The sequence below is a fragment of the Cupriavidus sp. 05L411 genome (assembly GCF_056398045.1).
In genome coordinates this window covers 20546-45846 of the sequence record NZ_JBFTOQ010000043.1, presented here as the reverse complement: position 1 = coordinate 45846, position 25301 = coordinate 20546, and the positions used below count along the sequence as shown (strand labels likewise).

18 protein-coding genes, 1 tRNA gene and 1 pseudogene are annotated in these 25301 nt (G+C 66.4%); 14 read left to right on the top strand and 6 right to left on the bottom strand.

What is annotated here, in order from left to right; translation table 11 throughout:
* The first annotated feature begins 108 nt into the window (after positions 1–108).
* The 3 genes from lolA (at position 109) to AC1DQR_RS32540 (ending at position 2455) form a co-directional block, all read left to right on the top strand.
* On the top strand, positions 109–747 hold the full coding sequence (gene lolA, locus AC1DQR_RS32550) for an outer membrane lipoprotein chaperone LolA (RefSeq protein WP_043351351.1): 639 nt from the start codon (positions 109–111) through the stop codon (positions 745–747).
* Positions 748–755: 8 nt separating this feature from the next.
* On the top strand, positions 756–1175 hold the full coding sequence (locus tag AC1DQR_RS32545; protein ID WP_477134469.1) for a hypothetical protein: 420 nt from the start codon (positions 756–758) through the stop codon (positions 1173–1175).
* 236 nt (positions 1176–1411) lie between these two features.
* On the top strand, positions 1412–2455 hold the full coding sequence (locus AC1DQR_RS32540; RefSeq protein ID WP_416047823.1) for a Fe(3+) ABC transporter substrate-binding protein: 1044 nt from the start codon (positions 1412–1414) through the stop codon (positions 2453–2455).
* A gap of 72 nt (positions 2456–2527) precedes the next feature.
* Here the strand turns inward: AC1DQR_RS32540 and AC1DQR_RS32535 are convergent, their stop codons facing one another.
* Complete coding sequence (locus AC1DQR_RS32535; RefSeq protein WP_416047824.1) at positions 2528–3208, bottom strand: hypothetical protein; 681 nt, start codon at positions 3206–3208, stop codon at positions 2528–2530.
* Between the two features lie 207 nt (positions 3209–3415).
* Complete coding sequence (locus AC1DQR_RS32530) at positions 3416–5068, bottom strand: ABC transporter permease (protein ID WP_416047825.1); 1653 nt, start codon at positions 5066–5068, stop codon at positions 3416–3418.
* 199 nt (positions 5069–5267) lie between these two features.
* On the opposite strand from AC1DQR_RS32530, the gene AC1DQR_RS32525 reads away from it, so the two are divergent.
* The 7 genes and pseudogenes from AC1DQR_RS32525 to AC1DQR_RS32495 all read left to right on the top strand — a co-directional run.
* Positions 5268–6329 (top strand): ABC transporter ATP-binding protein, encoded by a 1062-nt coding sequence (locus AC1DQR_RS32525; RefSeq protein WP_416047826.1) that lies wholly within the window; start codon positions 5268–5270, stop codon positions 6327–6329.
* Positions 6330–6454: 125 nt separating this feature from the next.
* Positions 6455–7501 carry a TRAP transporter substrate-binding protein gene (locus AC1DQR_RS32520; RefSeq protein ID WP_477134468.1) on the top strand — a complete coding sequence of 349 codons (1047 nt, stop codon included), beginning with the start codon at positions 6455–6457 and terminating at the stop codon, positions 7499–7501.
* A 117-nt stretch (positions 7502–7618) separates the two neighbouring features.
* Positions 7619–8986: a replication-associated recombination protein A gene (locus tag AC1DQR_RS32515; protein ID WP_416047828.1), complete on the top strand. Its 1368-nt coding sequence runs from the start codon at positions 7619–7621 to the stop codon at positions 8984–8986.
* 157 nt (positions 8987–9143) lie between these two features.
* Positions 9144–10457, top strand: coding sequence for a serine--tRNA ligase (gene serS, locus AC1DQR_RS32510; protein WP_477134467.1), 1314 nt, complete (start codon positions 9144–9146; stop codon positions 10455–10457).
* A gap of 78 nt (positions 10458–10535) precedes the next feature.
* Positions 10536–10625, top strand: a tRNA-Ser gene (locus AC1DQR_RS32505).
* 755 nt (positions 10626–11380) lie between these two features.
* Positions 11381–12250 (top strand): DUF1653 domain-containing protein, encoded by an 870-nt coding sequence (locus tag AC1DQR_RS32500; RefSeq protein WP_477134466.1) that lies wholly within the window; start codon positions 11381–11383, stop codon positions 12248–12250.
* A gap of 4 nt (positions 12251–12254) precedes the next feature.
* A pseudogene (locus tag AC1DQR_RS32495) lies at positions 12255–13094 on the top strand (phosphatase PAP2 family protein); the annotation flags it as partial.
* A gap of 157 nt (positions 13095–13251) precedes the next feature.
* On the opposite strand, the gene paeA reads toward AC1DQR_RS32495, so the two are convergent.
* Entirely contained in the window at positions 13252–14565 is a 1314-nt protein-coding gene (gene paeA, locus AC1DQR_RS32490; protein ID WP_416047831.1) for a polyamine export protein PaeA, read from the bottom strand.
* Between the two features lie 85 nt (positions 14566–14650).
* Positions 14651–15604 carry a LysR family transcriptional regulator gene (locus AC1DQR_RS32485; RefSeq protein WP_477134465.1) on the bottom strand — a complete coding sequence of 318 codons (954 nt, stop codon included), beginning with the start codon at positions 15602–15604 and terminating at the stop codon, positions 14651–14653.
* 137 nt (positions 15605–15741) lie between these two features.
* Here AC1DQR_RS32485 and AC1DQR_RS32480 point away from each other — a divergent pair, with 137 nt between their 5' ends.
* The 4 genes from AC1DQR_RS32480 to AC1DQR_RS32465 all read left to right on the top strand — a co-directional run bounded on the left by AC1DQR_RS32480 (position 15742) and on the right by AC1DQR_RS32465 (position 19670).
* The gene (locus tag AC1DQR_RS32480; RefSeq protein WP_416047833.1) at positions 15742–17004 is read left to right on the top strand and encodes a D-amino acid dehydrogenase; all 1263 of its coding nucleotides are present in this window, start codon (positions 15742–15744) and stop codon (positions 17002–17004) included.
* 104 nt (positions 17005–17108) lie between these two features.
* Positions 17109–18029, top strand: coding sequence for a glutamate/aspartate ABC transporter substrate-binding protein (locus AC1DQR_RS32475; RefSeq protein ID WP_416047834.1), 921 nt, complete (start codon positions 17109–17111; stop codon positions 18027–18029).
* A 153-nt stretch (positions 18030–18182) separates the two neighbouring features.
* Positions 18183–18980, top strand: a complete 798-nt coding sequence (locus AC1DQR_RS32470) for a transporter substrate-binding domain-containing protein (RefSeq protein ID WP_416047835.1) — start codon at positions 18183–18185, stop codon at positions 18978–18980.
* A 30-nt stretch (positions 18981–19010) separates the two neighbouring features.
* Entirely contained in the window at positions 19011–19670 is a 660-nt protein-coding gene (locus tag AC1DQR_RS32465) for an amino acid ABC transporter permease (RefSeq protein ID WP_416047836.1), read from the top strand.
* 264 nt (positions 19671–19934) lie between these two features.
* Here the strand turns inward: AC1DQR_RS32465 and cphA (AC1DQR_RS32460) are convergent, their stop codons facing one another.
* Entirely contained in the window at positions 19935–22505 is a 2571-nt protein-coding gene (gene cphA, locus AC1DQR_RS32460; protein ID WP_477134464.1) for a cyanophycin synthetase, read from the bottom strand.
* Positions 22506–22525: 20 nt separating this feature from the next.
* Positions 22526–25162: a cyanophycin synthetase gene (cphA, locus tag AC1DQR_RS32455; protein ID WP_416047838.1), complete on the bottom strand. Its 2637-nt coding sequence runs from the start codon at positions 25160–25162 to the stop codon at positions 22526–22528.
* Positions 25163–25301 lie beyond the last annotated feature (139 nt).

The window sequence follows — 25301 nt, the reverse complement described above, 5'->3', positions numbered from 1 at the left end:
GTGCGAAGCACATCGTTGCGGAATCCGGCGCCCGCGCGCCGCTCTAACCGGACAGGCAGTGCAGCCGCCCCGGCGGTGCGTACCCTCCAACCCAGCAAGGACAACACCATGCGAATCCGCATTCTCGCGTCGGCATGCGCCGCGGCGGCCATGCTGTCGCTGACAGCGACGGCGGCCATGGCGGCCGGCACCGACCAGCTCCAGGCCTTCGTGGCGGGCGTGAAGAGCGCCAAGGGCGAATTTACCCAGCGCCAGGTCAAGGGGCAGGGCGATAGCCTCAAGGTGGCCGGCACCTCCAGCGGCACCTTTGCTTTTTCGCGCCCTGGCAAGTTCACCTGGCGCTACGTCAAGCCGTACGACCAGTTGCTGCAGGCCGACGGCCAGACGCTCTACATCTACGACAAGGACCTCAACCAGGTCACCGAGCGCAAGCTCGATGGCGCCCTGGGGTCCAGCCCTGCCGCGATCCTGTTCGGCAGCAATGACCTGGAAAAGAACTTTGTCGTGAAGAACGGCCCCACGCGCGACGGCGTGGAGTGGCTTGAGCTTACGCCCAGAGCCAAGGACACGCAGTTCGAGCGCATCGGCATCGGCTTCAAGAGCGGCAACCTGGAAGCGATGGAGTTGCGCGATGCCTTCGGCAACACGACGCTCCTGACCTTCAGCGCGATGCAGAAGAACCCCGTGCTGCCGGCCGACACCTTCCGGTTTGCGGTGCCCAAGGGCGCCGACGTGCTCAAGCAATGAGGCGCGCCATGATCCCCGCATTCCTGACCCGGCCGGCCTGGCGCCGTTGCGGTGCCCTTGCAGGCATTGCCGCCGCTGCGTTGCTGGCCGCCTGCGCCAGCCCCGGCGCCAGCAAGCAGTTCGACGTGGATGCCTTCCTGCGCGCCTCCGATACGGCGCTGCCGGAAGTGCTTGCCAATCCGGATTTTCTCTCCGCCACGCAGGCCAGTGCCAACGATTGCGCCGTGCTGCTGCAGTCAGTCAACAGCGGCGTGCTGGAAGGGCTGCCGCCCACCGGCAGTGGACATGGGCCCGCCTGGCTGCTGCATCCGGCTGGCGCCCCGGCCAAGGTGTGGCTGGTGGTCAGCAAGGCCGGTGGCGAGCGGACCTGCCATGGGCCACTGCCTGCCGATGCCATGAAGGCATTGGTGGAACGCGCCAGTACCTGAATGTGATGCACGGATAATGCCGGGCGCAATCGAAGACCCGGCGGTATCTGTCATTCCGGTTTGCGTATAAGAGTCTCAATCAGCACTTTTATCTCCCCGGGCTTACCGCAAGAAAAATGACAACGTTGTAACTTGACTGTAGAAACGGGAATGATTATTGTTTCCAGCTTGCCTTGTCCAGGATGCATGGATGGCATCGTCAGGACGGCATACAACAATCATCGAAGGGGAGAGTCATGACCGTATTCCGCCGCTTGCTGCCACGAGCCACAGCGCTCGCCGCGCTCGCTGTTCTGGCACTGCCGCTCGCCGCGCACGCCCAGGAAAAGGTGCTGAACCTTTACACCGCGCGCCACTACCAGACCGACGAAGCGCTCTACGCCAACTTCACCAAGCAGACCGGCATCAAGATCAACCGCATCGAAGGCCAGGAAGACCCGCTGCTGGAGCGCATCAAGAGCGAGGGCGCCAACAGCCCGGCCGATGTGTTCATCACCGTCGACATCGGCCGGCTGTGGCGGGCCCAGCAGGCGGGCGTGTTCGCGCCGCTCAAATCGAGCGTGCTGGAGTCGCGCATCCCCGCCAACTACCGCGACCCGAACGGCGACTGGTTCGGTTTCTCGGCTCGGGCCCGCGTAATCGCCTATAACAAGGCCGCGGTCAAGCCCGGCGACATCAAGACCTACGAAGATCTCGCCGATCCCAAGTGGAAGGGCAAGCTGTGCATCCGCTCCAGCGGCCACGTGTACAACCTGTCGCTGATGTCCAGCCTGATCGCCCATGACGGCGAGGCCAAGACCGAGCAATGGACGCGCGGCGTGGTGGCCAACCTGGCCCGCGCGCCCAAGGGTGGCGACACCGACCAGCTCAAGGCCGTGGCAGCGGGAGAGTGCGATATCGCGGTGGCCAACACCTACTACATCGCCCGCATCCTCAAGTCGACCAAGCCCGAGGACAAGGCCGTGGCGGAGAAGCTCGGCGTGCTGTGGCCCAACCAGGCCAGCCAGGGCGTGCACATGAACATCTCCGGCGGCGGCATGCTCAAGCATGCGCCCAACAAGGCGTCCGCGCGCGCGTTCCTGGAGTACCTGGCCAGCGATGACGCGCAGCGCTATTTTGCCGATGGCAACAATGAGTGGCCTGTGGTGGAAAGCGTGAAGATCAGCAATCCGGCGCTGGAAGCGCTGGGCAGCTTCAAGGCGGACAAGATCAGCGTGGCCGAATTGGGCAAGCACCAGCCGCAAGCGCAGAAGCTGGCGGACAAGGCTGGCTACAAATAAGAAAGCAAGAAGGCGCCAGCGCGGCCTGGCTGGCGGGACGGGGATGGCGGCGCGAGCCGCCATTTTCCATTTCTACGGCTTGGGCACGGGCCTGGCTTTGGACCCTGGCCGCTTGGCGGCGTTGCTCTCGCTGCCTTCGCCAGGTTCAAGGCGGCGGAAGTTCAGCTTTGCGCCGCGCTCCCTGTGCTTCTCGAAGGTCACCTTCAGCTGCTCGCGCCGCTTCTTGTGCGAGTGGCCCAACGTGCCAGCCGCGTACGGCAGCTTGGCCACCACCTTGCCCGCGGTCTGGCGCGCCAGGAGCACGTCCAGCGCTTGCCGCGCGCGTACCTGGGCGTGCAGCAGCGCGTCCGAAGGATTGGCCTTGGCGCGGTTCAAGTCGTAAGGCAGCATGACCGGCCCGGCAAGCTGGCGCAGCGCTGCACGGATGTGCGGGCTGTCCAGCCCGGCCTCATGGAGCACCCATGCCGCGTCATGGCGCAGCCACGGCTCCGGGTCGCCGAGCTTGCGCAGCAGGGCAAGCGAGATATCTGCCTGGCGGTAGCCATGCGCGCGCCGTACCGCGTTGAGCGCGATGCGCCTGACATGGGAGTTCTCGTGATCGAACAGGTCCGCCACCAGGCGCTCGACCATGCCGGGTTTTTCCAGTTGCTCAGCCAGTTGGCCCGCCAGGGCGATTTCCTCGACGGCACTGATCCGGTCTTGCCGGGTCATCCGGTTCAGCTTGAACACGAGCATGCGGTAACGAAGCTGCATAACACTCCCTGAAAACGCTGCGAACAAATGCCGGGCAAGGATTGCGGCCGGCACAGTCATGGTGCGGCGCGAAGCACGCCAGCGGTGGGGGCAGACCGCCTGGCTCACGCCAGAAAGGGTGCGGCGGGCCGGGGCGCAGCTTCGGACTAGGGGGATATCGGCAAGGCGTTGAAGAACTTTAGAAAAATCGTGGGCGACTCGGCCGGCCTACTCCCGCGCATCCCGCCGTATCGAGCGCGAAAGCAGGATCACCGGCAACAGGCCCACCGCCACGATCACCAGCGAGGCGGTGGCGGCCTCGGCCAGCCGCTCGTCGGAGGCCAGGTTGTATGCCTGCACGGCTAGCGTGTCGAAATTGAACGGCCGCATCACGAAGGTGGCGGGCAGCTCTTTCATGACGTCGACGAAGACGATCAGCGCCGCGGTCAGCAGGCTGCCGCGCAGCATCGGCAGGTGCACGCGCCGCAGCGTGGCGCCGGGGCCGTGGCCCAGGCTGCGCGCCGCCGCGTCCATGCCCGGCGTGATCTTGACCAGGCCGGCGTTGACGGTTTGCAGCGCCACGCCGAGAAAGCGCACCAGGTAGGCATAGACCAGTGCGGCAATGCCGCCGGTCAGCAGGAGCCCGGCCGACCATCCCAGATGCTGCTGCAGCCACGCCGACATGGCATTGTCCAGCCGCGCCACCGGCACCAGCACGCCGACCGCCACCACCGAGCCGGGCAGGGCATAGCCCATGCCGCACACCCGCGTCAGCGCGCGCAGCAGCCAGCCCCGGCCGGCGGCCATGCCGCGCCCGGCATAGCCGATCACCAGCGCGGCCAGCACCGCGATCAGCGCGGTCACGCTGGCCAGCAGGAAGCTGTTGCGCACCAGGCCGACAAAGCGCGGGCCGAACTGCGCGTCGCCTTCGGCCAGCGCCATCTTGCACAGCATCAGCGCCGGGATGGCAAAGCCCAGCAGCACCGGCACCGCGCATACCAGCAGCGCCAGCGCGGCGCGCCAGCCATGCAGCCGGTAAGCCGGCGCGCGGCGCTGGCCGCCGTGCACGCGGGCGCGGCCCCGGCTGGCACGCTCGACCAGCAGGATACCGATCACGAACAGCAACATGCAGGCCGACAATTGCGCTGCCGCATTCTTGTCGCCCAGCGAGAACCAGGCGCGGTAGATGCCCGTGGAGAAGGTCGGGATGCCGAAGTAGGCCACGGTGCCGAAATCGGCCAGCGTCTCCATCAGCGCCAGCGCTGTGCCGGCCACGATGCCGGGGCGCGCCAGTGGCAGCATCACGCGCCAGACGCTGCCCCAGGTGCCATAGCCAAGCAGCCTTGCCGCTTCCAGCGTGTTCAGGGTTTGCTGCAGGAAGGCCGCGCGCGCGGTCAGGTAGACGTAGGGATAGAGCACCAGCGTGAACAACACGATGGCGCCGCCCAGCGAGCGGATATCCGGGAACCAGTACTCCCGCGCGCGCCAGCCGGTCAGCTCGCGCAGCCAGCTTTGCACCGGGCCGGCGAACTGCAGGGCATCGGTATAGGCGTAGGCGATGACATAGGCCGGCATCGCCAACGGCAGCACCAGCGCCCATTCCAGCCAGGCCCGCCCGGCGAACCGGTAGGTGCTGACCAGCCACGCGGCGGGCACGCCCACCAGCAGCACGCCGGCGCAGACGCCGGCCAGCAGCCACAGCGTATTGCCAACGTACTCGGCCAGGACTGTGTCGGCCAGATGCCGCCAGGTGTCGCCGCTGGGCTCGAGCAGGCTGCCAGCCACCTGCGCGATCGGCAGCGCGATCAGCAGCGCGGCCAGGGCGGCAACCAAGGCTAACGGGTGCAGGCGGCGGGTACGGCTAGGGCGAAGCAGGCTCATGCGGCAGCGGCGTGGGTGTCGGTATTGGTGCGGGACAGGGTGAGGCCCGGCGGCGGGGGCGCGGTCGGCAGGCCATGGGGCAAGCCCTGCATTCTAGCAATGCGGATACGCCGGGCGACGCATCCGCATGTGACAGACATCCAGGGCCCGCGTCCATATAATGCTCGGCATGCCAGGCCACCCGCATTCCAATTCATCCATGCCAGCACGATCCGATGTCGTGATCGAGGTCGATCGCATCCACCATGGCTTCGGCAGCCAGCGCGTTGTCAACGACCTGTCCTTCACCCTCGCGCGCGGCAGCATCGCCTGCCTGCTCGGCCCCAGCGGCTGCGGCAAGACCACGGTGCTGCGCGCCATCGCCGGATTCGAGCCGCTGCGCGAAGGCCGCATCCTGCTGCAAGGGCAGGTGATGTCGTCGCCGGGGTTTGCCGTGGCGCCCGAGCACCGGCGCATCGGCATGGTGTTCCAGGACTACGCCTTGTTCCCGCACCTGAGCGTGGCGGACAACGTCGCCTTCGGGCTGCATGCCGTGCGCCGCGGCGAACGCGCGGCGCGGGTCGAGGAAATGCTCACGCTGGTGGGCCTGGCCGGTTCCGGCGGCAAGTTCCCGCACGAACTCTCGGGCGGACAGCAGCAGCGCGTGGCGCTGGCGCGCGCACTGGCGCCGAAGCCGGAGCTGCTGCTGCTCGACGAGCCGTTCTCCAATCTCGACATCGACCTGCGCGAGCGCCTGAGCCTGGAGGTGCGCGACATCCTCAAAGCTCAGGGTGCCACCGCCATTCTGGTCACCCACGACCAGTACGAAGCCTTTGCCATGGCCGACGAGATCGGCGTGATGCACGCCGGCGCCATCGAGCAGTGGGACAGCGCGCACAACCTCTATCACCGGCCGGCCACACGCGTGGTCGCGGACTTCATCGGGCAGGGCGTGCTGATGCGGGGGCAGCTTGCCAGCCCGCACTCGGTCATGCTGGAACTCGGCACGCTGCATAGCAGCGAGCCGTTGGGCGTACCACCCGCAACGGCAGAGGTCGATGTGCTGATCCGCCCCGACGATATCGTGCACGACGATGACAGCCCGCTGCGCGCGAAGATCCTGCACAAGGCCTTTCGCGGTGCCGAGATCCTGTACACGCTACGCCTGGCCGGCGGCGGCCAGGTGTTGTCGCTGGTGCCTTCGCATCACGACCATGCGCTCGGCGAGCACATCGGCATTCGCGTGGAGGTGGACGACGTGGTGGCGTTCCGGCGCGGCTGAGCGCACCACCAGGGCCCTGGCGGCCTACTTGCTTACTTGTTTGTCCTTGCCGGCTTTACAGCTTTACAGCTCTATGGCTTTACAGCTTCGCGGCTTCATTGCTTCAAGATTCCAGGACTCTCGTCATGTTTGCTTCCCCTAAGTGCGTATCCCAACTGCTGCGCCGCCAATGCCTGCGTCGCGGCCTGCTGCTAGCCTTGCTGGCCTGCGGCGCAAACCTGGCCTGGGCCCAGCCAGCTGCTGCGGCCACCTGGAGGGTGGCCACCGAATACCCGGCCAGCGCCATGCCTGGTGAAGGGCTGGCTACCTTCGCTGATGAGGTCAAGGCGCGCACCGCAGGCGCGATCGACGTCAAGCCCAGCTTTGACGCCAGCGCGGGCGTCAAATCCGCGCAGATGCCGGCGGCGGTGAAAGAAGGGCGGCTGGAGGGCGGCGATGCCTTCGGCGGCGCGCTGGGCGCGGTCGATCCGCTGTTCCTGCTGTCGTCGCTGCCGTTCGTCGCCACCTCGGTGGATTCGGCCAGGCGCCTGGCCGAACTGGCCCGCGCCGACTACGCGCGCGCCTTCGAGGCACAGGGGCAGCACCTGCTCTACGTCACGCCCTGGCCGCCCACCGGCTTGTGGTCGCGCAACGCTGTTGCCACGCTGACGGACCTGCGCGCGCTGTCGGTGCGCACCTATGACGAGACGTCCACCGAAGTCATGCGTGCTGCCGGCGCGCAGCCGACCAACCTGTCGTTTGCCGACGCGATGCCGCGCCTGAAGGATGGCTCGGTCAACGCGGTGCTGTCCTCCGGCGACGGCGGCGCGGGCCGCAAGCTGTGGGACTACCTGCCCAACTTCACGGCCATCGGCTATGCGATGCCGTTGTCGTTCACCACGGTCAATGCGGCCGCGTACGCGGCCTTGCCGCCCGCTTTGCGCGCCTCGGTAGACGCAGCCGCGCAGGCGACCGAGCAAAGGCAGTGGGCGCGCCTGGGCACACGGCTGGAAGAAAACACCACGCGCATGCGCGCCAACGGCGTAACCATCCAGGACAATCCCGCCCCGGCGGTGCAGCAGGCGCTACGCGATGCCGGCGCGGGCGCGGTGGCGGCCTGGCGCACGCGCGTGGGTAGCGAGCGCGCTGGCGTGCTCGATGTCTTCACGCGCAGTGAGCGCGCCGCGCGCTGATTCGCCAGCCGTAACGGGCCGCGCGGCCGGCCGCGCGCGATGGTCTACACTGTCAGGTTCCTAGGCGCAGCGGGCACGCACCGTGCGCGCCTGACCTGACTTAAAGGCCTGAATACCGTGGCGGACACGCTGTTTTCCGAAGCTCCCGATCGTTCCCAACAACCCCTGGCCGAGCGCCTGCGCCCGCGCAATATCGATGAGGTGATCGGCCAGCAACACCTGCTTGGYGCTGGCAAGCCGCTGCGGGTGGCGTTCGCGTCCGGCGAGCCGCATTCCATGATCCTGTGGGGCCCGCCCGGCGTGGGCAAGACCACGCTGGCGCGGCTGATGGCCACAGCCTTCGACGCCGAGTTCATCGCGCTGTCGGCGGTGCTGTCCGGCGTCAAGGACATCCGCGAGGCAGTCGAGCGCGCCGAGCAATACCGTGCCCACGGACGGCGCACGCTGGTGTTCGTGGACGAGGTGCACCGCTTCAACAAGAGCCAGCAGGATGCCTTCCTGCCGCACGTGGAAAGCGGGCTGTTCACCTTTATCGGCGCCACTACCGAGAACCCGTCCTTCGAGGTCAACGGCGCCTTGCTGTCGCGCGCCGCGGTCTACGTGCTCAAGAGCCTGGACGACGCCGAACTGACGCAGCTGGCGCGGCGCGCCAGCGAAGAGCTGGGCGGCCTGCAGTGGGAGGACGAGGCGCTGCAGCTGATCGTGGCCTCAGCCGATGGCGATGGCCGCAAGCTGCTCAACAATATCGAGATCGTGGCGCGCGCCGCGCGCAGTGCCGGCGCGCCGGTCATCGACAACGCGCTGCTCGGCAGCGCCTTGTCGGAGAACCTGCGCCGCTTCGACAAGGGCGGCGACGCGTTCTACGATCAGATCAGCGCGCTGCATAAATCCGTGCGTGGCTCCGATCCCGATGCCACACTGTACTGGTTCTGCCGCATGATCGACGGCGGCGCCGATCCGCGCTACCTGGCGCGCCGCATCGTGCGCATGGCGTGGGAGGACATCGGCCTGGCCGATCCGCGTGCCGCCCGCATCACGCTGGATGCCGCCGAGACCTACGAGCGGCTAGGCTCGCCGGAAGGCGAGCTCGCGCTGGCGCAAGCCCTGATCTACCTGGCCGTGGCGCCCAAGTCCAATGCCGGCTACAACGCCTACAACACCGCGCGCGCCTTCGTGGCCAAGGACAAGTCGCGCGGTGTGCCGGTGCACCTGCGCAACGCACCGACCAAGCTGATGAAAGAGCTGGGCTACGGCCACGCCTACCGCTACGCGCACGACGAGCCCGAAGCCTATGCCGCCGGCGAGCACTACTTCCCCGACGACCTCAAGCGGCCGGGCTGGTACAAGCCCACGCCGCGCGGGCTGGAGGGCAAGATCAGCGACAAGCTGCGCCACCTGCGCGATCTGGACGCACAGTGGCTCCGGCAGCAGGGCAAAGGCAAGGGCCGGGACGAAGGCGGCGGCGAGGGCGGCGGAGCACAATAACGCGCATCACCTCTGGCAGGCTGCGTGTCCCCGCGAACAGCGGGCGATCCGCCAGCCTGTTCTCCAGCCGGCGGATCGGCGTGGGCCCGGGCCAGTACAGTAAAATGCCAGATCCGCCAGCATGTCGCTGGCCAATGCACCTGCCCTCACACGCAACATGCTAGACATCCAGCTGTTCCGCAAAGACATCGACGCCGTGGCGCAACGCCTTGCCACGCGCGGATTCCAACTCGACGTAGCGGCCTTCCAGGCACTCGAAGCCGAGCGCAAGCAACTGCAGACCCAGACCGAGGAGTTGCAGGCGCGCCGCAACAGCCTCTCCAAGCAGATCGGCATGCTCAAGGGCAAGGGCGAAGACGCCTCGGCGGTGATGGCCGAAGTCGGCGGCATCGGCGACGCCCTCAAGGCCTCGGCCACGCGCCTGGAAGAAATCCAGGCCCAGCTCGCCGAGATCATGGAAGCCATCCCCAACCTGCCGCACGAAAGCGTGCCGGTGGGCCGGGACGAGACCGGCAACGTGGAAGTGCGCCGCGTCGGCACGCCGCGCAGCTTCGACTTCGAGGTCAAGGACCACGTCGACGTGGGCGAGCGCCTCGGGTTGGATTTCGATACCGCGAGCAAGGTCACGGGCTCGCGCTTCGCCATGCTGCGCGGTGGCATCGCACGCATGCATCGCGCGCTGGTGCAACTGATGCTGGACACCCACACGATCGAGCACGGCTACACCGAGATGTACGTGCCTTACATCGTCAATGCCGCCTCGATGCGCGGCACCGGCCAATTGCCCAAGTTCGAGGAAGACCTGTTCAAGGTGCCGCGCAAGGTCGGTGGCGAGAACAGCGAGGGTGGCGAGCGCACCGAGAACTTCTACCTGATCCCCACGGCCGAAGTGCCGCTGACCAACATCGTGCGCGACGCCATCGTGGCCGGCGACAAGCTGCCGCTGCGCTTCGTTGCCCACACGCCTTGCTTCCGCTCGGAAGCCGGCTCCTACGGCCGCGACACGCGCGGCATGATCCGCCAGCATCAGTTTGACAAGGTCGAGCTCGTCCAGGTGGTGCAGCCCGAGCATTCGTTCGAAGCGCTCGAGCAGCTCACCGGCCACGCCGAAGCCATCCTGAACAAGCTGGACCTGCCGTTCCGCACCATGGTGCTATGCACTGGCGACATGGGCTTTGGCAGCACCAAGACCTATGACCTCGAAGTGTGGATCCCCGCGCAGGGCACCTACCGCGAGATCAGCTCCTGCTCGAACATGGGCGACTTCCAGGCCCGCCGCATGCAGGCCCGCTTCCGCGCAGGCCAGGGCAAGCCGGAACTGCTGCATACGCTCAACGGCTCCGGCCTGGCGGTTGGCCGCACGCTGGTGGCGATCCTGGAGAACTACCAGAATGCGGACGGCTCGCTGACGGTGCCGGCCGCATTGCAGCCGTATCTGGGCGGCCTGACGCGTCTGGAGCCCGAGGCGTAAATTTTCACGCGAGGGGCTTGCAGTGGAAACGAGATTTCCTCTATAATCTTGTTCTTCGCGACAAGCGACCCAGTTACCGGAGAGGTGGCAGAGTGGTCGAATGTACCTGACTCGAAATCAGGCGTAGGTGCGAGCCTACCGTGGGTTCGAATCCCACCCTCTCCGCCAGCAGTACGCAAAGCCCCACGATTCCTAAAGAGTCGTGGGGCTTTTGCTTTGGGGGTACAGTTTCACGCGTTGTCGGCACGATGGCGCAGGCATCGTTGCGCAGGTCAACGAGCCTGCCAGCTCACGCGATATACTCTGCGCATCGCTGCAACCACAGCGATCGGGATTGGCGTCCCGAACGAAATGGCGGACAGTCGCCGTCAGGCGATTTTTTAGGTCCGTTATGCCTCTGCCCGCCTTCATTGGGCGGACCTGGGCAGGGGAGCCTTCGGGCTCGCCGGATCCTTTTCGCCGGTACGCCAACCTTGCCTTGCGCCCGCCCACCTGCCCACCCCGACTGGTGTCGAGATGCGGGATCGGGGCGAGCGGCGCAATCAATGACAGTGGCGGCGCCTCGAAGCGCGCCGGGCATGGTAACCCTGCCGCCAGACCTCTATATTGGTTAAGTGGCAACCGCCACGTCGACCAGAATGGAGGTAAGGCATGAGCCGGAACGCTCACTCCAATTCGAAGCGGCCATCCCCGAACATCCGATTTGAGAAACGGCACAGCAAGGAGAGCGAGGTGCAGGAGATGTCTCTCAAGGACCCGAAGATGGCTGAACCTGGCGCAATGCGTCAGCGCACGCATCGCAAGTAATGTAGCCAACGCGTAGCCAACCACGCAGTCAACGCTGCGCACCCGCGCGGGGCCCGCAAGTGGCCCCGCGCAGTCAATGCACTATCATGACGCTGCTCCGATTTGAACAGCCGCTCATGACACAGTCTTCTTGCCAGTCTTCCCCGCACGCCGTGCCCGGCGCAGATGGGTCCTCCGACTATCTCCACGGCATGCCCTATCGCCATTACAAGGGTGGCGCCTATGCCATGGTTGGCCTCGGCGTGATCGAGTCTGACCTGTCGCAGGTGGTGGTGTACGAATCGATGCGGGATCGTTCCCGCTTGTGGGTGCGGCCGCTGGATGTGTTCGGTGAAAGCGTGGACACGCCGCAGGGCATGCAAGCGCGTTTCGCGCCGGACTGGCCGGCCGCGCTGGCTTGCCTGGACTTCTTGCCGCGCGCGGCGGTGTTGCAGGTGCTGGCCTGCTACGACGCGCCTTACCGGCATTACCACGATCGCCGCCATGTGCTGGAGATGTTCGCGCTGGCGCAGGCGCGCGGCATTGCGCTCATGCCCGCGCAGGCGCTTGCCGTGCTGTTCCACGACGCGGTCTACGTGCCGGGCTGCGAGCATAACGAAGCGGCGTCGGCCGCGTTGATCGAGACCATGGTGAGCGGGGTCGATGTGGCGGTGACAGCGCTGGCCGCGCGCATCGTGATGGATACCTGCGGGCATCGTGCATCGGTGCCGGAGTCCGAGGCGGTGCTGGATCTGGATCTGTTCCGGCTGGCTGTGCCTGACGCGGAATTCGACGCGTGGACTGTCGCTGTGTTCGAGGAAAACAAGGCGCTGCTGGCCAATCGCACTGGCCTTTCTGGCGATGCCCTGTACGCGGCATTCATGCAGCGGCGGATCGCGTTCCTGCAGGCAATGGCGCAGCGGCCACACTTGTTCCTCACGCCAGCCTTTGCCGATTGCGAAGCGCCGGCACGCGCCAATATCGCGCGCATGGCGGCGGGGGGCTGAGCCGATGGTGGCTGCTCCCGTTCAAGCGCTCGCGGCGGTTCAGCCGGCTGGCGCGTCCTGGCTCACACCGGCAACCGCGCTGGGCGTGGTGGGCCTTCTCGCTTTGTTCGCGTTGTTGCTGCTCTGTGTGGTGCGCGGCTTGCTGCTGGTGATCCGCCCGCTGGTGCGCAGGCTCGATGCCGCGCGCTTGCGTGGCCGCGATGCGCTGCGCAAGCGGGACACGCAGCCGTGGCCGCGCGTGGCCAGCATGCTGGAGCGCGATATTGTCGAGCTGCTCCTGCTGGCAGCAGGCGGTGTGCTGTTGCTGGCTTGCGCGGCCGTGTTGCTGTGGCTGGGTGAATCCATCGCCGAAGGCGCGCCGCTGGTGCAGGTGGACCAGGCGGTGTTCGCGCAGCTTCGCGCGTGGCAGCAGGGCTGGCTGGATACGGCCATGGTGGCGCTGACCGAGCTGGGCGGTGCGCGGGTGTCCGTGGCAGTGGGCGTGGCGGTCTTTGGCTGGCTGGCGTGGCGCCGCGCCTGGGTGGCGGCAGCTTACTGGGTGGGGGCGCTGGTTGGCGCGCGCGCCTGCGTGATGGTGCTCAAGCTTGCCCTTGAGCGCAGCCGGCCGGCCAGCATCTACGGCGGCCTGGAGTCGTTCTCGTTTCCCAGCGGCCACGCCACCAGCAGCATGGTGACCTATGGCTTCCTGGCCTTCCTGCTGTGCCTGCGCCAGCCGTGGCGGGTACGGATGCCGGTGGTGGCGCTGACGGCGGTGGTGGTGACGCTGATCTGCCTGTCGCGGCTCTACCTTGGCATGCACTGGCTGTCCGACGTGCTGGCGGGCTGCGCGCTTGGCTTTGCCTGGATCGTGCTGCTAGGCACCGCCTATGCCACCCTGCATGCACCGGAACGCCTGGCGCCGCTGCGCCTGGGCGCAGTTGCCGCCGCAGCGGTGGTGGTGGTTGGCACGTGGATCGTGGTGTTCCAGCTGCCCGGCACGGTCGAGCGGTATCGCCGCGCGCTTACGGCTGGAACGGCGCCGCCGGCGGCAGCCGCGAAACCAGCAACTGATCGATCTTGTGATGGTCGATGTCCAGCACTTCAAAGCGGAATCCCGCAGCCTCGATCGCTTCCGACTTCTTCGGGATCCGCTTGAGCGTGTAGATGACGAGCCCGGCGGCGGTGTCGACGTAATCCTCGCCGGGCAGCTCGTCGAGCTCCAGCGCCTTCTTCAGGTCCACCAGCGGCGTGACGCCGTCGACCAGCCATGAGCTTTCGTCGCGCCGCACGATCTGTTCATCCTCGGTGGAGTAGATGATGTTGCCCATCAGCGCGCCGACGATATCGTCCAGTGTGACGATGCCCACCACCAGCCCGTACTCGTTCATCACCACCGCAAAGTTCTGGTGCATCTCGCGAAAGCGCGTGAGCGATTCGGTGAGCGTCAGCGTGTCCGGAATCACCAGCACGTTCTTGTCGTGGTGCTTGCCGATATTGCCGATGTTGCCGATCACACCGGTGGAATCGTCGGCAAGGAACAGCTGCAGGATGTCCTTCGAATCGATGTAGCCCAGCACGTCGTCGAGGTTGTGCCCGCACACCGGATATTGCGCGTGCGGATAGTTGACCAGCTTGCGCCGCAGGCTGTCGGGGGATTCGTCCAGGCCGATGTAGACCACATCGTCGCGCGGGGTCATCACCGCGGTGACGTTCTTCGCGTCCAGCTCGAACACGTTTTCGATCAGGTGGATCTCGTGTTTGTGCAGCACACCTGCCTCCGCCCCGGCATCGACCATGGCGGCGATGTCCTCCGAGGTGATCTGGTCGATGTGCTTGGTGGGCACGCCGAACAGATGCAGCGTGGCATTGGCGGCACCGTTGAACACGTAGACCAGCGGCTTGAAGATCTTGATGAGCGTGAGCATTGGCCCGATCACCGCCAGCGCGCAGGCTTCGGGAAACGTCATGGCGATGCGCTTGGGGATCAGGTCGGCGAACTGGATGAACAGCAGGGTGACGATCAGGAAGGAGCCGACATTGGCGATGCGCTGGGTAGTGACCACGTCCAGGTAGGGCAGCAGCGCCGTCTGCAACAGGTCGGAGACATGCTTCTCGCCGACGATACCGGCCAGGATGGCCACGCTGTTGACGCCGATCTGCACGATGGTGAAGAAGTTGCCCGGCTCCTCCTTGAGCAGCATGATCTTGGTGGCGCGGCGGTCGCCACGCTCGGACAGCGTCTGCAGCTTGGTGCGGCGCGATGCGGTCAGCGCGATCTCGGAAATCGAGAAGAAGGCGCTGATCAGGATGAGGAGAAGCAGGATTAGGGCGAACATAGGTTTGGGAAAGCACCGTTCAGGCACTTTGATGATGGTGCACGGCGCACGGAACTGTCAAATTCCGCAAGGGCGGCGGGACGTTTCATCTAGGCGCATGCTCAAAACTGACCGCCGGCGCTTCCAGCCGCCGCGGCAGCGCAGCAGCCAGCTCCCGCGCGGCGGCGGCAAACTGTTCGCGCATAGCGTCGGCCAGGCTGGAACTGCCGCGGTGGCTGGCGCGCAGCAGCTGGATCTCGAAAGGCAACGCGGGCTTGACCTCGTGCAACGAAACACGCTCCGGGCTTGCGCCCAGCGCGGTGTACTGGTCGAGCAAGGTAAGGCCCAGGCCCGCATCGACCAGGGCTAGCGCCAGCGAATAGGTCTGGACTTCCAGCGTGGAGCGCGGCTCAAGCGCATTGCGCGCCAGCGTCTGGCGCACCAGCAGCCCAAGCGAGCTGTTGTCGTCGTAGGCGATGAAGGGGCGCTCAACCACCTTGTGCATCGGCACGTCGGCCCGCCGGCCGCGGGCCGCCAGCGGCTCGCCGCGCGGCACCGCCAGCAGCATCTGGCCGCCAGCTACCGGCTCGCTGATGATGGCTTCGTGGCGCGGTGGCGAGAAGGCGAAGCCCAGGTCGATCTGGTTAGCCAGCAGCCCTTGCACGATCTCTTCGGTGTGGTGGGTCAGTACCTGCACCTGGGTGTCGGGATGGCGCGCGCAAAAGCGGCGTACGGCTGGCACCAGCAGCGGATTGGCCAGGCTGGGCGTGGCCGCCACGCGCAGGCGGCCGGCGCCTTTGTGGCGCAGGCTTTCGGAGACGCGGCGCACCCGCTCGATCTCGCCATATAGCCGCTCGACATCGCCGTACAGCGCGCCGGCCTCCGGCGTGGCCTGCAGCCTGCCTTTCACCCGGTCGAACAAGCGGAAGCCGAGTGTGGCCTCGGCATGCTGGAGCACGCGCGTGACCACCGGCTGGGAGACGTGCAGCAGGCGCGCGGCCTCGCTGACGGTGCCGGTCAGCATGACCGCGCGAAAGACTTCGATCTGACGCAATCGCATGTGGCAGGGGAGGGCGCTGCAGCAAAGCGGCACCCATAGCCTAAAGACATATTCTTGCACGTATTCGCATTGGGCAAGGCGGGCTGCGTGGTCTACCCTGTGTCGGGTCGAAAAGGACCGGATCAAAGAGGCGGGTAATGAAGGTTGTGATCGTAGGGGCGGGCGTGATCGGGATGAGCACGGCGTGGCGGCTGGCGGGCGACGGGCACGAGGTGACCGTGCTGGAGCGGCGCGACGGCCCGGGCGAAGAAACCAGCTTCGCCAACGGCGGGCAGCTCAGCTATAGCTATGTGGCGCCGCTCGCCGGGCCGGGCGTGCTGGCCAAGGTACCCGGGTGGCTGCTGCGCCCTGATTCTCCGATGCGTTTCCGCCCATCGGGTGACCCGGCGCAGTGGCGCTGGCTGGCTGCGTTTGCACGGGCTTGCAATGCCTCGGCCAGCGAGGCCACCACGCGCAAGCTGCTGCGGCTGGCCTTCTACTCCCGCGACCTGATGCAGGCCTTTGTCGACAGCCAGCCGGTGGACTTCGGCTTTGCCCGGCGCGGCAAGCTGATTGTGCACCGCGACGCGGCCGGCTTCGATGCCGCCTGCCGCCTGCTCGATTACCAGGCCAGCCTGGGCTGCGAGCAGCAGGCGCTGGACGGCGACGCGTGCGTGGCGCTGGAGCCGGCGTTGGCCGGCATCCGCGGCGAGATTGCCGGSGCGATTCACACGCCGAGCGAGGAAGTGGCCGATTGCCATCGTTTCTGCCTGGCGTTGGCACAGTTGCTGCGTGATCGTCCTGGCGTGTCGCTGCGCTTTGGCACCGGCGTGCTGGGCATCGAGCGCGAAGGCGATCGCGTGACCGGCGTGCGTACCGACGCCGGCATCGAGCGGGCGGATGCCGTGGTGGTGGCAGGCGGCATCGGCAGCGTGGCCTTGCTCAAGCCCCTGGGCGTGCAGGCACCGCTGTGGCCGCTCAAAGGCTACAGCATCACGGTGCCGATCCGCGATGGCGAGCGCGCGCCGCACATCAGCATCACCGATGCTGCGCGCAAGATTGTCTATGCCCGCATCGGCAACACCTTGCGCGTGGCGGGCATGGCCGACCTGGTGCGCGCGGATACCGTCATCGACCGTGCCCGCATCGCCACGCTGGCCTTTGAGACCCGTGCGCTGTTTGGCAACATGGCGCCGGGCGTGGAGCCGGAGCAGTTGCAGCCCTGGGCGGGCCTGCGCCCGGCCACGCCGACCGGCCTGCCGATGGTGGGCCGGTCGGGCGTGCGTGGCCTGTGGCTCAACATTGGCCACGGCGCGCTTGGCTTCACGCTGGCCATGGGCAGCGCGGGTTTGCTGGCCGATGGCCTGGCCGGGCGCAAGCCGGCCATCGATGACACGGATTTCGCCGCGACGCTGGCTTGATGGGCAGCGTTCCGGGACAGTCTTTTCGTTTGCATTACCGCTGAGAAACACCGCTTCACAACTAAGCAGTACCTCGAGCCATTCCCACCCAAGGAGAAAACGATATGAAATCGCAGGTCCACTCCAACCGATTCTCCCGTTGCCTGCTGGCGGTTGCCATGCTGGCTGGCACCGCGGGCGCTGTCAGCAATGCGCACGCCGCCGACGGCGATACGCTGCGCAAGATCAAGGAAACCGGCGTGATCTCGCTGGGCTATCGCGAGTCCTCCATCCCGTTCTCCTATACCAACGGACGCGATGTGATGGGCTACTCGCACGAGATCCTGCTGCAGATCGTCGACAAGGTGAAGGCGCAACTGCAAAACCCCAAGCTCGATATCAAGCTGGTGCCGATCACGTCGCAGAATCGCATTTCGCTGATGCAGAACGGCACCATCGACATCGAGTGCGGCACCACCACCAACAACCTGGAGCGGCAAAAGCAGGTAGCGTTTTCCAACAGCCTGTTTGTCTACGGGCTGCGCATGCTGACCAGGAAGGATTCGGGCGTGAAAGACTTCCCGGATCTCAAGGACCGCAACGTGGTGACCACCGCTGGCACCACGGATGAGCGCCTGCTGGTCAAGATGAATGGCGAGAAGACCATGAACATGAACCTGATCAGCGCCAAGGACCACGGGCAGTCCTTCCTGATCCTGGAGACGGGGCGCGCGGTGGCCTTCGTGATGGATGAGCCGTTGCTCTACGGCGAGCTGACCAAGGCCAAGAGCGCCAATGACTGGACCGTGGTGGGCACGCCGCTGCAGACCGAGAACTACGCCTGCATGTTCCGCAAGGATGATCCATCGTTCAAGGCGCTGGCCGACGGGGTGATCGCCGACCTGATGACCAGCGGCCGCGCCGAGCAGTTGTACAGGAAGTGGTTCCAGTCGCCGATTCCGCCGCGCAACATCAACCTGAACTATCCGCTGTCAGCCGACATGAAGGATCTCTACGCCCATCCTAACGACAAGGCGTTCCAGTAGGCAGGGCGGGGCAGGGCGAATCGTTATTGCTGTTCGACGCGAAATTGCGCTAGGCTAAAAGCCGGCTTGCGTGCTTGGCGGACCAACGCTGGGCCAACGCTTGCCGGACCGTTGCGGACGCCGTCCGCGTCGGCTGTGCTGACTGGAGAACATATGCGATCGCTTCGTACTGGCTGTCTCAACGCCTTGTTCGCCGTTTCGCTGCTGGCGGCCGGCGCCGCCGCGCAGGCCGCCGACCTGCTCGATACCGTAAAGCAGGCCGGCGTGCTCAAGATCGGGCTGGAAGGCACCTATCCGCCATTCAACTACCGCGGCAGCAACAACCAGCTGGAAGGCTTCGACGTCGATGTGGCGAAGGGCGTGGCGGCCAAGCTGGGCGTCAAGCCGGAGTTTGTCACTACCGAGTGGAGCGGCATCATTGCCGGGCTGCAGGCCGGCAAGTTCGACGTGATCGTCAACCAGGTCGCGGTRACGCCGCARCGCAAGCAGGTGCTGGATTTCTCCACGCCTTACGTGTATTCGGCGGCGCAGCTGATCCAGCGCAAGGATGACAGCCGGCAGTTCAAGTCCCTCGAGGACCTGAAAGGCAAGAAGCTCGGCGTGAGCCTGGGCAGCAACTACAACGAACTGGCCAAGTCGGTTGCCGGCATCGACGTCAAGACCTATCCGGGCGCGCCCGAGTACCTGCGCGACCTGGCCGCGCAGCGCGTGGATGCCGCGCTGAACGACCGCCTGATGATCGGTTACCTGATCAAGACGTCAAACCTGCCGCTGCGGCCCGGCGCGATTGTGGAGGGCGGCAATTCCGAGGTGGCGATCCCCTTTCGCAAGGACAATCCGAAGTTTGCGCAGGCCATCGACCGCGCGCTCGACGAGATGCGCAAGGACGGCAGCCTCGGCAAGCTCTCGGCGAAATGGTTCGGCGGTGACGTGACCAAGCCGGCCAGATAAGCGCGGGCACGCCTCCCGCCAGGGCTTTCCATGTCCGCACTCCAACTCGTTGCCGCATCGCTGCCCGTGCTGCTGCAGGGCATGCTGCTGACTATCAAGTTCGCGCTGCTGTCGATGATCTTCGGGCTGGTGATCGGCACCGTGGTGGCGTTGATGGGCATCAGCCACCGGCCCGTGCCGAAGGCCGTCGCGCGGGCCTACGTCAGCATCATGCGCGGCACGCCGCTGCTGGTGCAGATCTTCGTGGTGTATTACGGCTTGCCGGGCATCGGCATCGCGCTGGAACCCACCCCGGCGGGCGTGTTGACGCTGAGCCTGAACGTAGGGGCGTATCTCTCGGAGAGCATGCGCGGCGCCATCCTCGGCATCCCGCGCGGGCAGTGGCTGGCGGCTTACAGCCTGGGCCTGACGCAAGGCCAGACCTTGCGCTACGTGGTCGGCCCTCAGGCGCTGCGGCTGGCGGTGCCGAGCCTGTCGAACAGCCTGATCAGCCTGATCAAGGACACCTCGCTGGTGTCTGTGATCACGGTGACGGAGTTGCTGCGCACGGCGCAGGAGGTGATTGCCGCGACCTACCAGCCGTTGCCGCTTTATCTTGCCGTTGCTGCTATTTATTGGATGCTTAGTACGGCGCTGGCGCATGTGCAGCGGTTGTTGGAGCGGCGGCTGTCTTTGCCGGGGAGGCATTAGGGGTGGGGGGATAGGGGGGATTTGGGCGGCGGTGGTGGCTTGTGCGCAATGGCCGTATGACGTTGCTCTGCGGGGGCTATGTTTTTTGTTGGCGGCGTTGGCTTTTGGGTCCAAAAACCAACGCCGATGAAACAAACAGCGACCAACCCCGCAGAGCGCCGTCCTACGGTCTTTGGGTACAAGACACCAACGCCAATCAAAATCAGAATGCAAGAAAGCCAGCCGATGAGGCTGGCTTTCTTGTTTACCGCGAGGCTACCCAACTCACCCCTGAGCAATCCTCTGCTCAATATGCGCCAGCGCCTCCTCCACCTGATCCACCAAAATCAAGCAAAGATCCCCCGACTGCAAATGCGACAACGCAGTATCGATAGCAAGGAACTCCCCACGGATCTCTTCCACCGCGCTGGCGCGTTTCGCGCCCTCCAGGCCTTCGCGCAGCAGGGCCAGCACTTCGCCGTCCTCGCGTCCGCGCTGGCACTGGTCCTGGTACAGGATCACTTCGTCGAACACATCGCCAAGGATCTCTGTCTGGCGGCGGATATCGACGTCGCGGCGGTCGCCGGCGCCGCTGATCACCACCGAGCGGCGCTCGGCGGGCATGCCTTCGATGGCGTTGCACAGCGCCTGGATCGCATCCGGGTTGTGGCCGTAGTCGGCGATCAGCGTTGCGCCCTTGTAGTCGAACACGTTGAAGCGGCCGGGGGCGGTGGCTGCATCGTTGACGAAGGTCGCCAGGCTGCGGCGGATCACTTCCCAGTCGATGCCCAGTGCCCACGCCGCCGCGGTGGCGGACATGGCGTTCTCGACCTGGAAGCCGATCGAGCCGCCGCGCGTCAGCGGAATGCTCGACAGCGCGATGCGCACCTGGTTCTCGCCTTCGGCGGCCACGATATGGCCATCCTCGACGTACACCACGCGCTTGCCCTGCGCGCAGTGCGTGGCCATCACGGGGTTGTTGAGGTCGGCCGCGAAGAATGTCACGGCGCCCGGGCAGGCGTCGGCCATGCGCACCACCATGGGGTCCGCGGCATTGAGCACGGCCATGCCGTGCGGTGCCACGTTCTGCACGATGACGCTTTTCAGCACGGCGAGGTCTTCCACGGTGCTGATAAAGGACAGCCCGAGGTGATCGCCTTCACCCACATTGGTGACCACCGCCACGTCGCAGCGGTCGAAGGCCAGGCCTTCGCGCAGCAGGCCGCCGCGCGCGGTCTCGAACACGGCGGCGTCCACATCGGGGTGCATCAGCACATTGCGGGCGCTGCGCGGGCCGCTGCAGTCGCCGGTGTCGATGCGCTCGCCCTTGACGTAGACACCGTCGGTGCCGGTCATGCCGATGCGCAGGCCGCTGCCGGCCAGCAGGTGGGCAATCAGGCGGACCGTGGTGGTCTTGCCGTTGGTGCCGGAGACCGCCACCACGGGGATGCGGCCATCGTCGCCGTCGCCGAACATCGTGGAGATGATGGCTTCGCCCACCGCACGGCCCTTGCCGTAGGAGGGCTGCAGGTGCATGCGCAGGCCTGGTGCCGCATTGACTTCGACGATGCCGCCGGCTTGTTCCTCGAACGGCTTGAGCACGGTCTCGCAGACCGCGTCGACGCCGCAGATGTCCAGGCCAACCATGCGCGCGGCCGCCACGGCGCGGGCKGCSATGTCCGGGTGSACRTCGTCGGTSACGTCSGTCGCGCTGCCGCCSGTSGACAGRTTGGCGTTATTGCGCAGCACCACGCGGGTGCCCTTGGGCGGCACCGCATCCGCGGTGAGATGCTGCTTGGCCAGCGTGGCCAGCGCGATATCGTCAAAGCGGATCTTGGTCAGCGAGGTGGCGTGTCCCTCGCCGCGGCGCGGGTCGCGATTCACTTCCTCGACCAGTTGGCGCACGGTGTGCTTGCCATCGCCGGTGACCTGGGGCGGATCGCGGCGGGCCGCGGCGACCAGGTGGTTGCCCACCACCAGCAGGCGGAAATCGTGGCCGGGAATATAGCGCTCGACGATCACGTCGGAGCTGATCTCGGCGGCGACTTCATAGGCGGCGATGACTTCCTCGCGGGTGCGGATGCGCACCGCCACGCCTTTGCCCTGGTTGCCGTCGCGCGGCTTGACCACCACCGGCGCATCGATTTCCTGCGCGGCGGCCCAGGCTTCGTCGGGGTCCGAGACGGAGCGGCCCATCGGCACCGGCACGCCGGCGGCGTGCAGCAGCTTCTTGGTGAGCTCTTTGTCTTGCGCGATCGATTCCGAGACCGCGCTGGTCATGTCTGTTTCGGCGGCCTGGATGCGGCGTTGCTTGCTGCCCCAGCCGAACTGGACCATGCTGCCTTGCGTCAGGCGGCGATACGGAATGCCGCGTGCCACGCCCGCATAGACGATGGAGCCGGTGCTCGGCCCCAGGCGCACGTCTTCGTCGAGCTCGCGCAGGCGATGCAGTGCATCGGCCAGGTCGAACGGCATGTCATCGCGCGCGGCGCGGCACAGCGTGGCGGCTAGTTCCAGCGCCAGCCGGCCGACTTCTTCCTCGCTGTACTGCACCACCACCTGATAGGTGCCGGGTTCGACGGTGGGTGCGGTGCGGCTGAAGCTGACCGGGCAGCCGGCCTCTGCTTGCAGGCGCATGGCCGCGCATTCGAGCGCGTGCGCCAGCGACACCACGCCTTCGTTGTCATCGGGCCGCAGCGGGCCTACCTCGGGAAAGCGCGCGCGCAGGCGCTCTTCAAAACCGGGCAGCTGTGCCAGCGTGTGGGCCTCGTCGGAGCAAGAAACGATGGCTTCGATGGCGGTGTGGCGGCACCACAGGTTAGGGCCGCGCAGGGCCCGGATACGTGAGACTTCCATGAAATCAGTTTCCTTGCGGATCAGGCGCGGCGGCCCGGTTGGCCCATCCACTGGTGCACCAGGTCGATCGTCGGCAGGGTCGTCGCCTCATCGCATTGCAGGACCAGCAGGTCGCCGGCCACTACTTGCGCGAGCGCGGCCTCGATCGCCTGGCGGCGCGAGCCCTCGTCGATGATCTTGGTCACGCGGCGGCCTTCATACAGGCCCTGCTTGAGCAGCGCGCGTGCCTCGGCGTCCGGCAGCGCGCGCTTGACCGAGGTGTCTTCGCACAGGAAGACGCGGTCGAACGCGGCGCCCAGCACCTTGCCTTGCTTGACCATGTCTTCGTCGCGGCGCGGCGCGCCGGCGCCGTACACCACCACGCGGCGCTCGCTCGGGAAGCGTTCCAGCGATGCCACCAGCGCCTCCAGCGCGGGTGCATTGTGGGCGTCGTCGATCACCACGATGGCACCGTTGCGCTCGAACAGCGTGAAGCGTCCGGGCACATCCACCTGGCCCACATCGAATGTCACCACGCCAGCACGGATCAGGTCGTTGGAGATGCCCAGCGCCCAGCCGGTGGCCACAGCCGCCAGCACGTTCTCGACCTGGAAGGCCACGCGGCCCGCATAGGTGAGGGGGATCGCGGCCACATCGGCCAGCGGCACCTCGCGGCTGCCGGTGGCGAGCACCACCTTGCCGTCGCGCACGTAGACCGCGCGGCGGCCCGCCGCGCGATGCGCGGCAATGGCGGGCAGGTCGGCCGTCATGCCGAAGAAGATCACGTCGCCATCGCACAGCTCCGCCATCTCCACGACCAGCGGGTCGCGCGCATTGAGCACCGCCACGCCGCCGTCCAGCACCACGTCGACTTGGGTGCGCAGCACGTTGTACATCTTCTCGACTTCCTCGACGTAATACTGGCCAAGGTGGTCGGGCACATCGATATTGGTCACCACGCCGACCTGGCAACGGTCGTAGGCGAGGCCTTCGGACAGGATGGCGCCACTGTCGTTCTCGATCACGGCGGCATCCACCGCGCGGTTCATCAGGATGCGGCGGGCCGCGTCCCAGTTGGCGCGGTCGCCGCCCTGCACCTGGCGGCGGTCCAGGTAGAGGCCGTCGCTGCAAGCCAGGCCGGTGTGCTTGCCCGAGAGCTGCAGCAGGCGCGCGACCAGCTTGGCCACCACGGTCTTGCCGTTGGTGCCGGTGATGCCGACCACGGGGATGCGGCCGTTGTCGTCGCCTTCGCCAGCCGGGAACAGGTGATCCACCACGGCACGGCCCACCGGGCGGGCTTCGCCGTTGGAGGGCTTCAGGTGCATCAGAAGGCCGGGGCCGGCATTGACCTCGACAATGGCGCCGCGCTGCTCGGCGAGCGGCCGCGAAATGTCCTGCGCCACCAGGTCGACGCCGGCGATGTCCAGGCCCACGATGCGGGCGGCCAGCGAGGCATGCGCGGCCACGCTCGGGTGCACGCGGTCGGTCACGTCGAAGGCCACGTTGCCGTTGCGCTGGATCAGCACATGCTTGCCCTCGGGCGGTACGGACGTGGCGTCGAAGCCCTGGCGTTTGAGTTCCAGGCGCGCGGCCGAATCCAGCCGCACCTTGTTGAGCGGGTGGTCTTCGGTGCTGCCTCGGCGCGGGTCGGAATTGATCTGCGACTCGATCAGCTCATCGATGGTCGACTTGCCGTCGCCGGTCACGCTGGCGGTCTCGCCCATGGCGGCGGCCACCAGGCGCCCGCCCACCACCAGCAGGCGGTGTTCATTGCCCAGCACAAAGCGCTCGACGATGACGCCGCTGCCTTCATCGATGGCGACGCCGTAGGCGGTCTCGACTTCTTCGCGCGTGGTCAGGTTGGTGAACACGCCGCGGCCGTGGTTGCCGTCATAGGGCTTGACCACCACCGGCAGGCCGATGTCCTCGGCGGCGTCCCAGGCGTCGGCGGCGCTTTCCACCAGCCGGCCTTCGGGCACGGGCACGCCGCAGGATTCCAGCAGGCTCTTGGTCAGGTCCTTGTCGCGCGAGATGCTCTCGGCGATGGCGGCGGTGCGGTCGGTCTCTGCGGTCCAGATGCGGCGCTGGCGGCTGCCATAGCCGAGTTGCACCAGGTTGCCCTCGGACAGGCGCAGCGCCGGGATGTCGCGGTCGTCGGCTGCATCGACGATGCAGGCAGTGCTCGGACCCAGGCAGTGCTTGTCCACCAGGCGGCGAAGGTGATCCACCGTCTCCTGAACGTCATAGGGGCGGTCCTCGATGGCAGCCATCACCAGGTCGCGGGCGGCGAACAGGGCGGCACGGGTGACATCCTCGTGCCAGGCCCGCACGATCACCTTGTAGACACCCCGGATCGGGGTCTCGCGCGCCTTGCCGAAGCCGCCGGGCATGCCGGCGAGGTTCTGCAGCTCAAGCGTGACGTGTTCCAGGATGTGGCCAGGCCACGTGCCTTCCTTGAGCCGCTGCAGGAAGCCGCCGCGCTCGCCGATGCTGCAGCGATGCTCGACCAGCGAGGGCAGCCATGCCGACAGGCGCTCGTAGAACCCCGGAATCGTGTTGGAGGGAAAATCCTCCAGTTCCCCGATATCGACCCACGCCTCCAGCACAGGCCGATATGTCCACATATTCGGGCCGCGCAGCGACATGACATCGAAAATCTCAATGTCCTTCTTTTTCATTGATTTAGCTTGAGGCAGTGGGCGAGTGCCCGAGAAATAGAAGCCTAACCTTTCAGTAACGTTACAACGGTCAGCCGGTTGACTTTCTTGATTAAAAAGCGATTGTGCAGTGCATCAGGGACGCCCGTGTGTTTGGCCT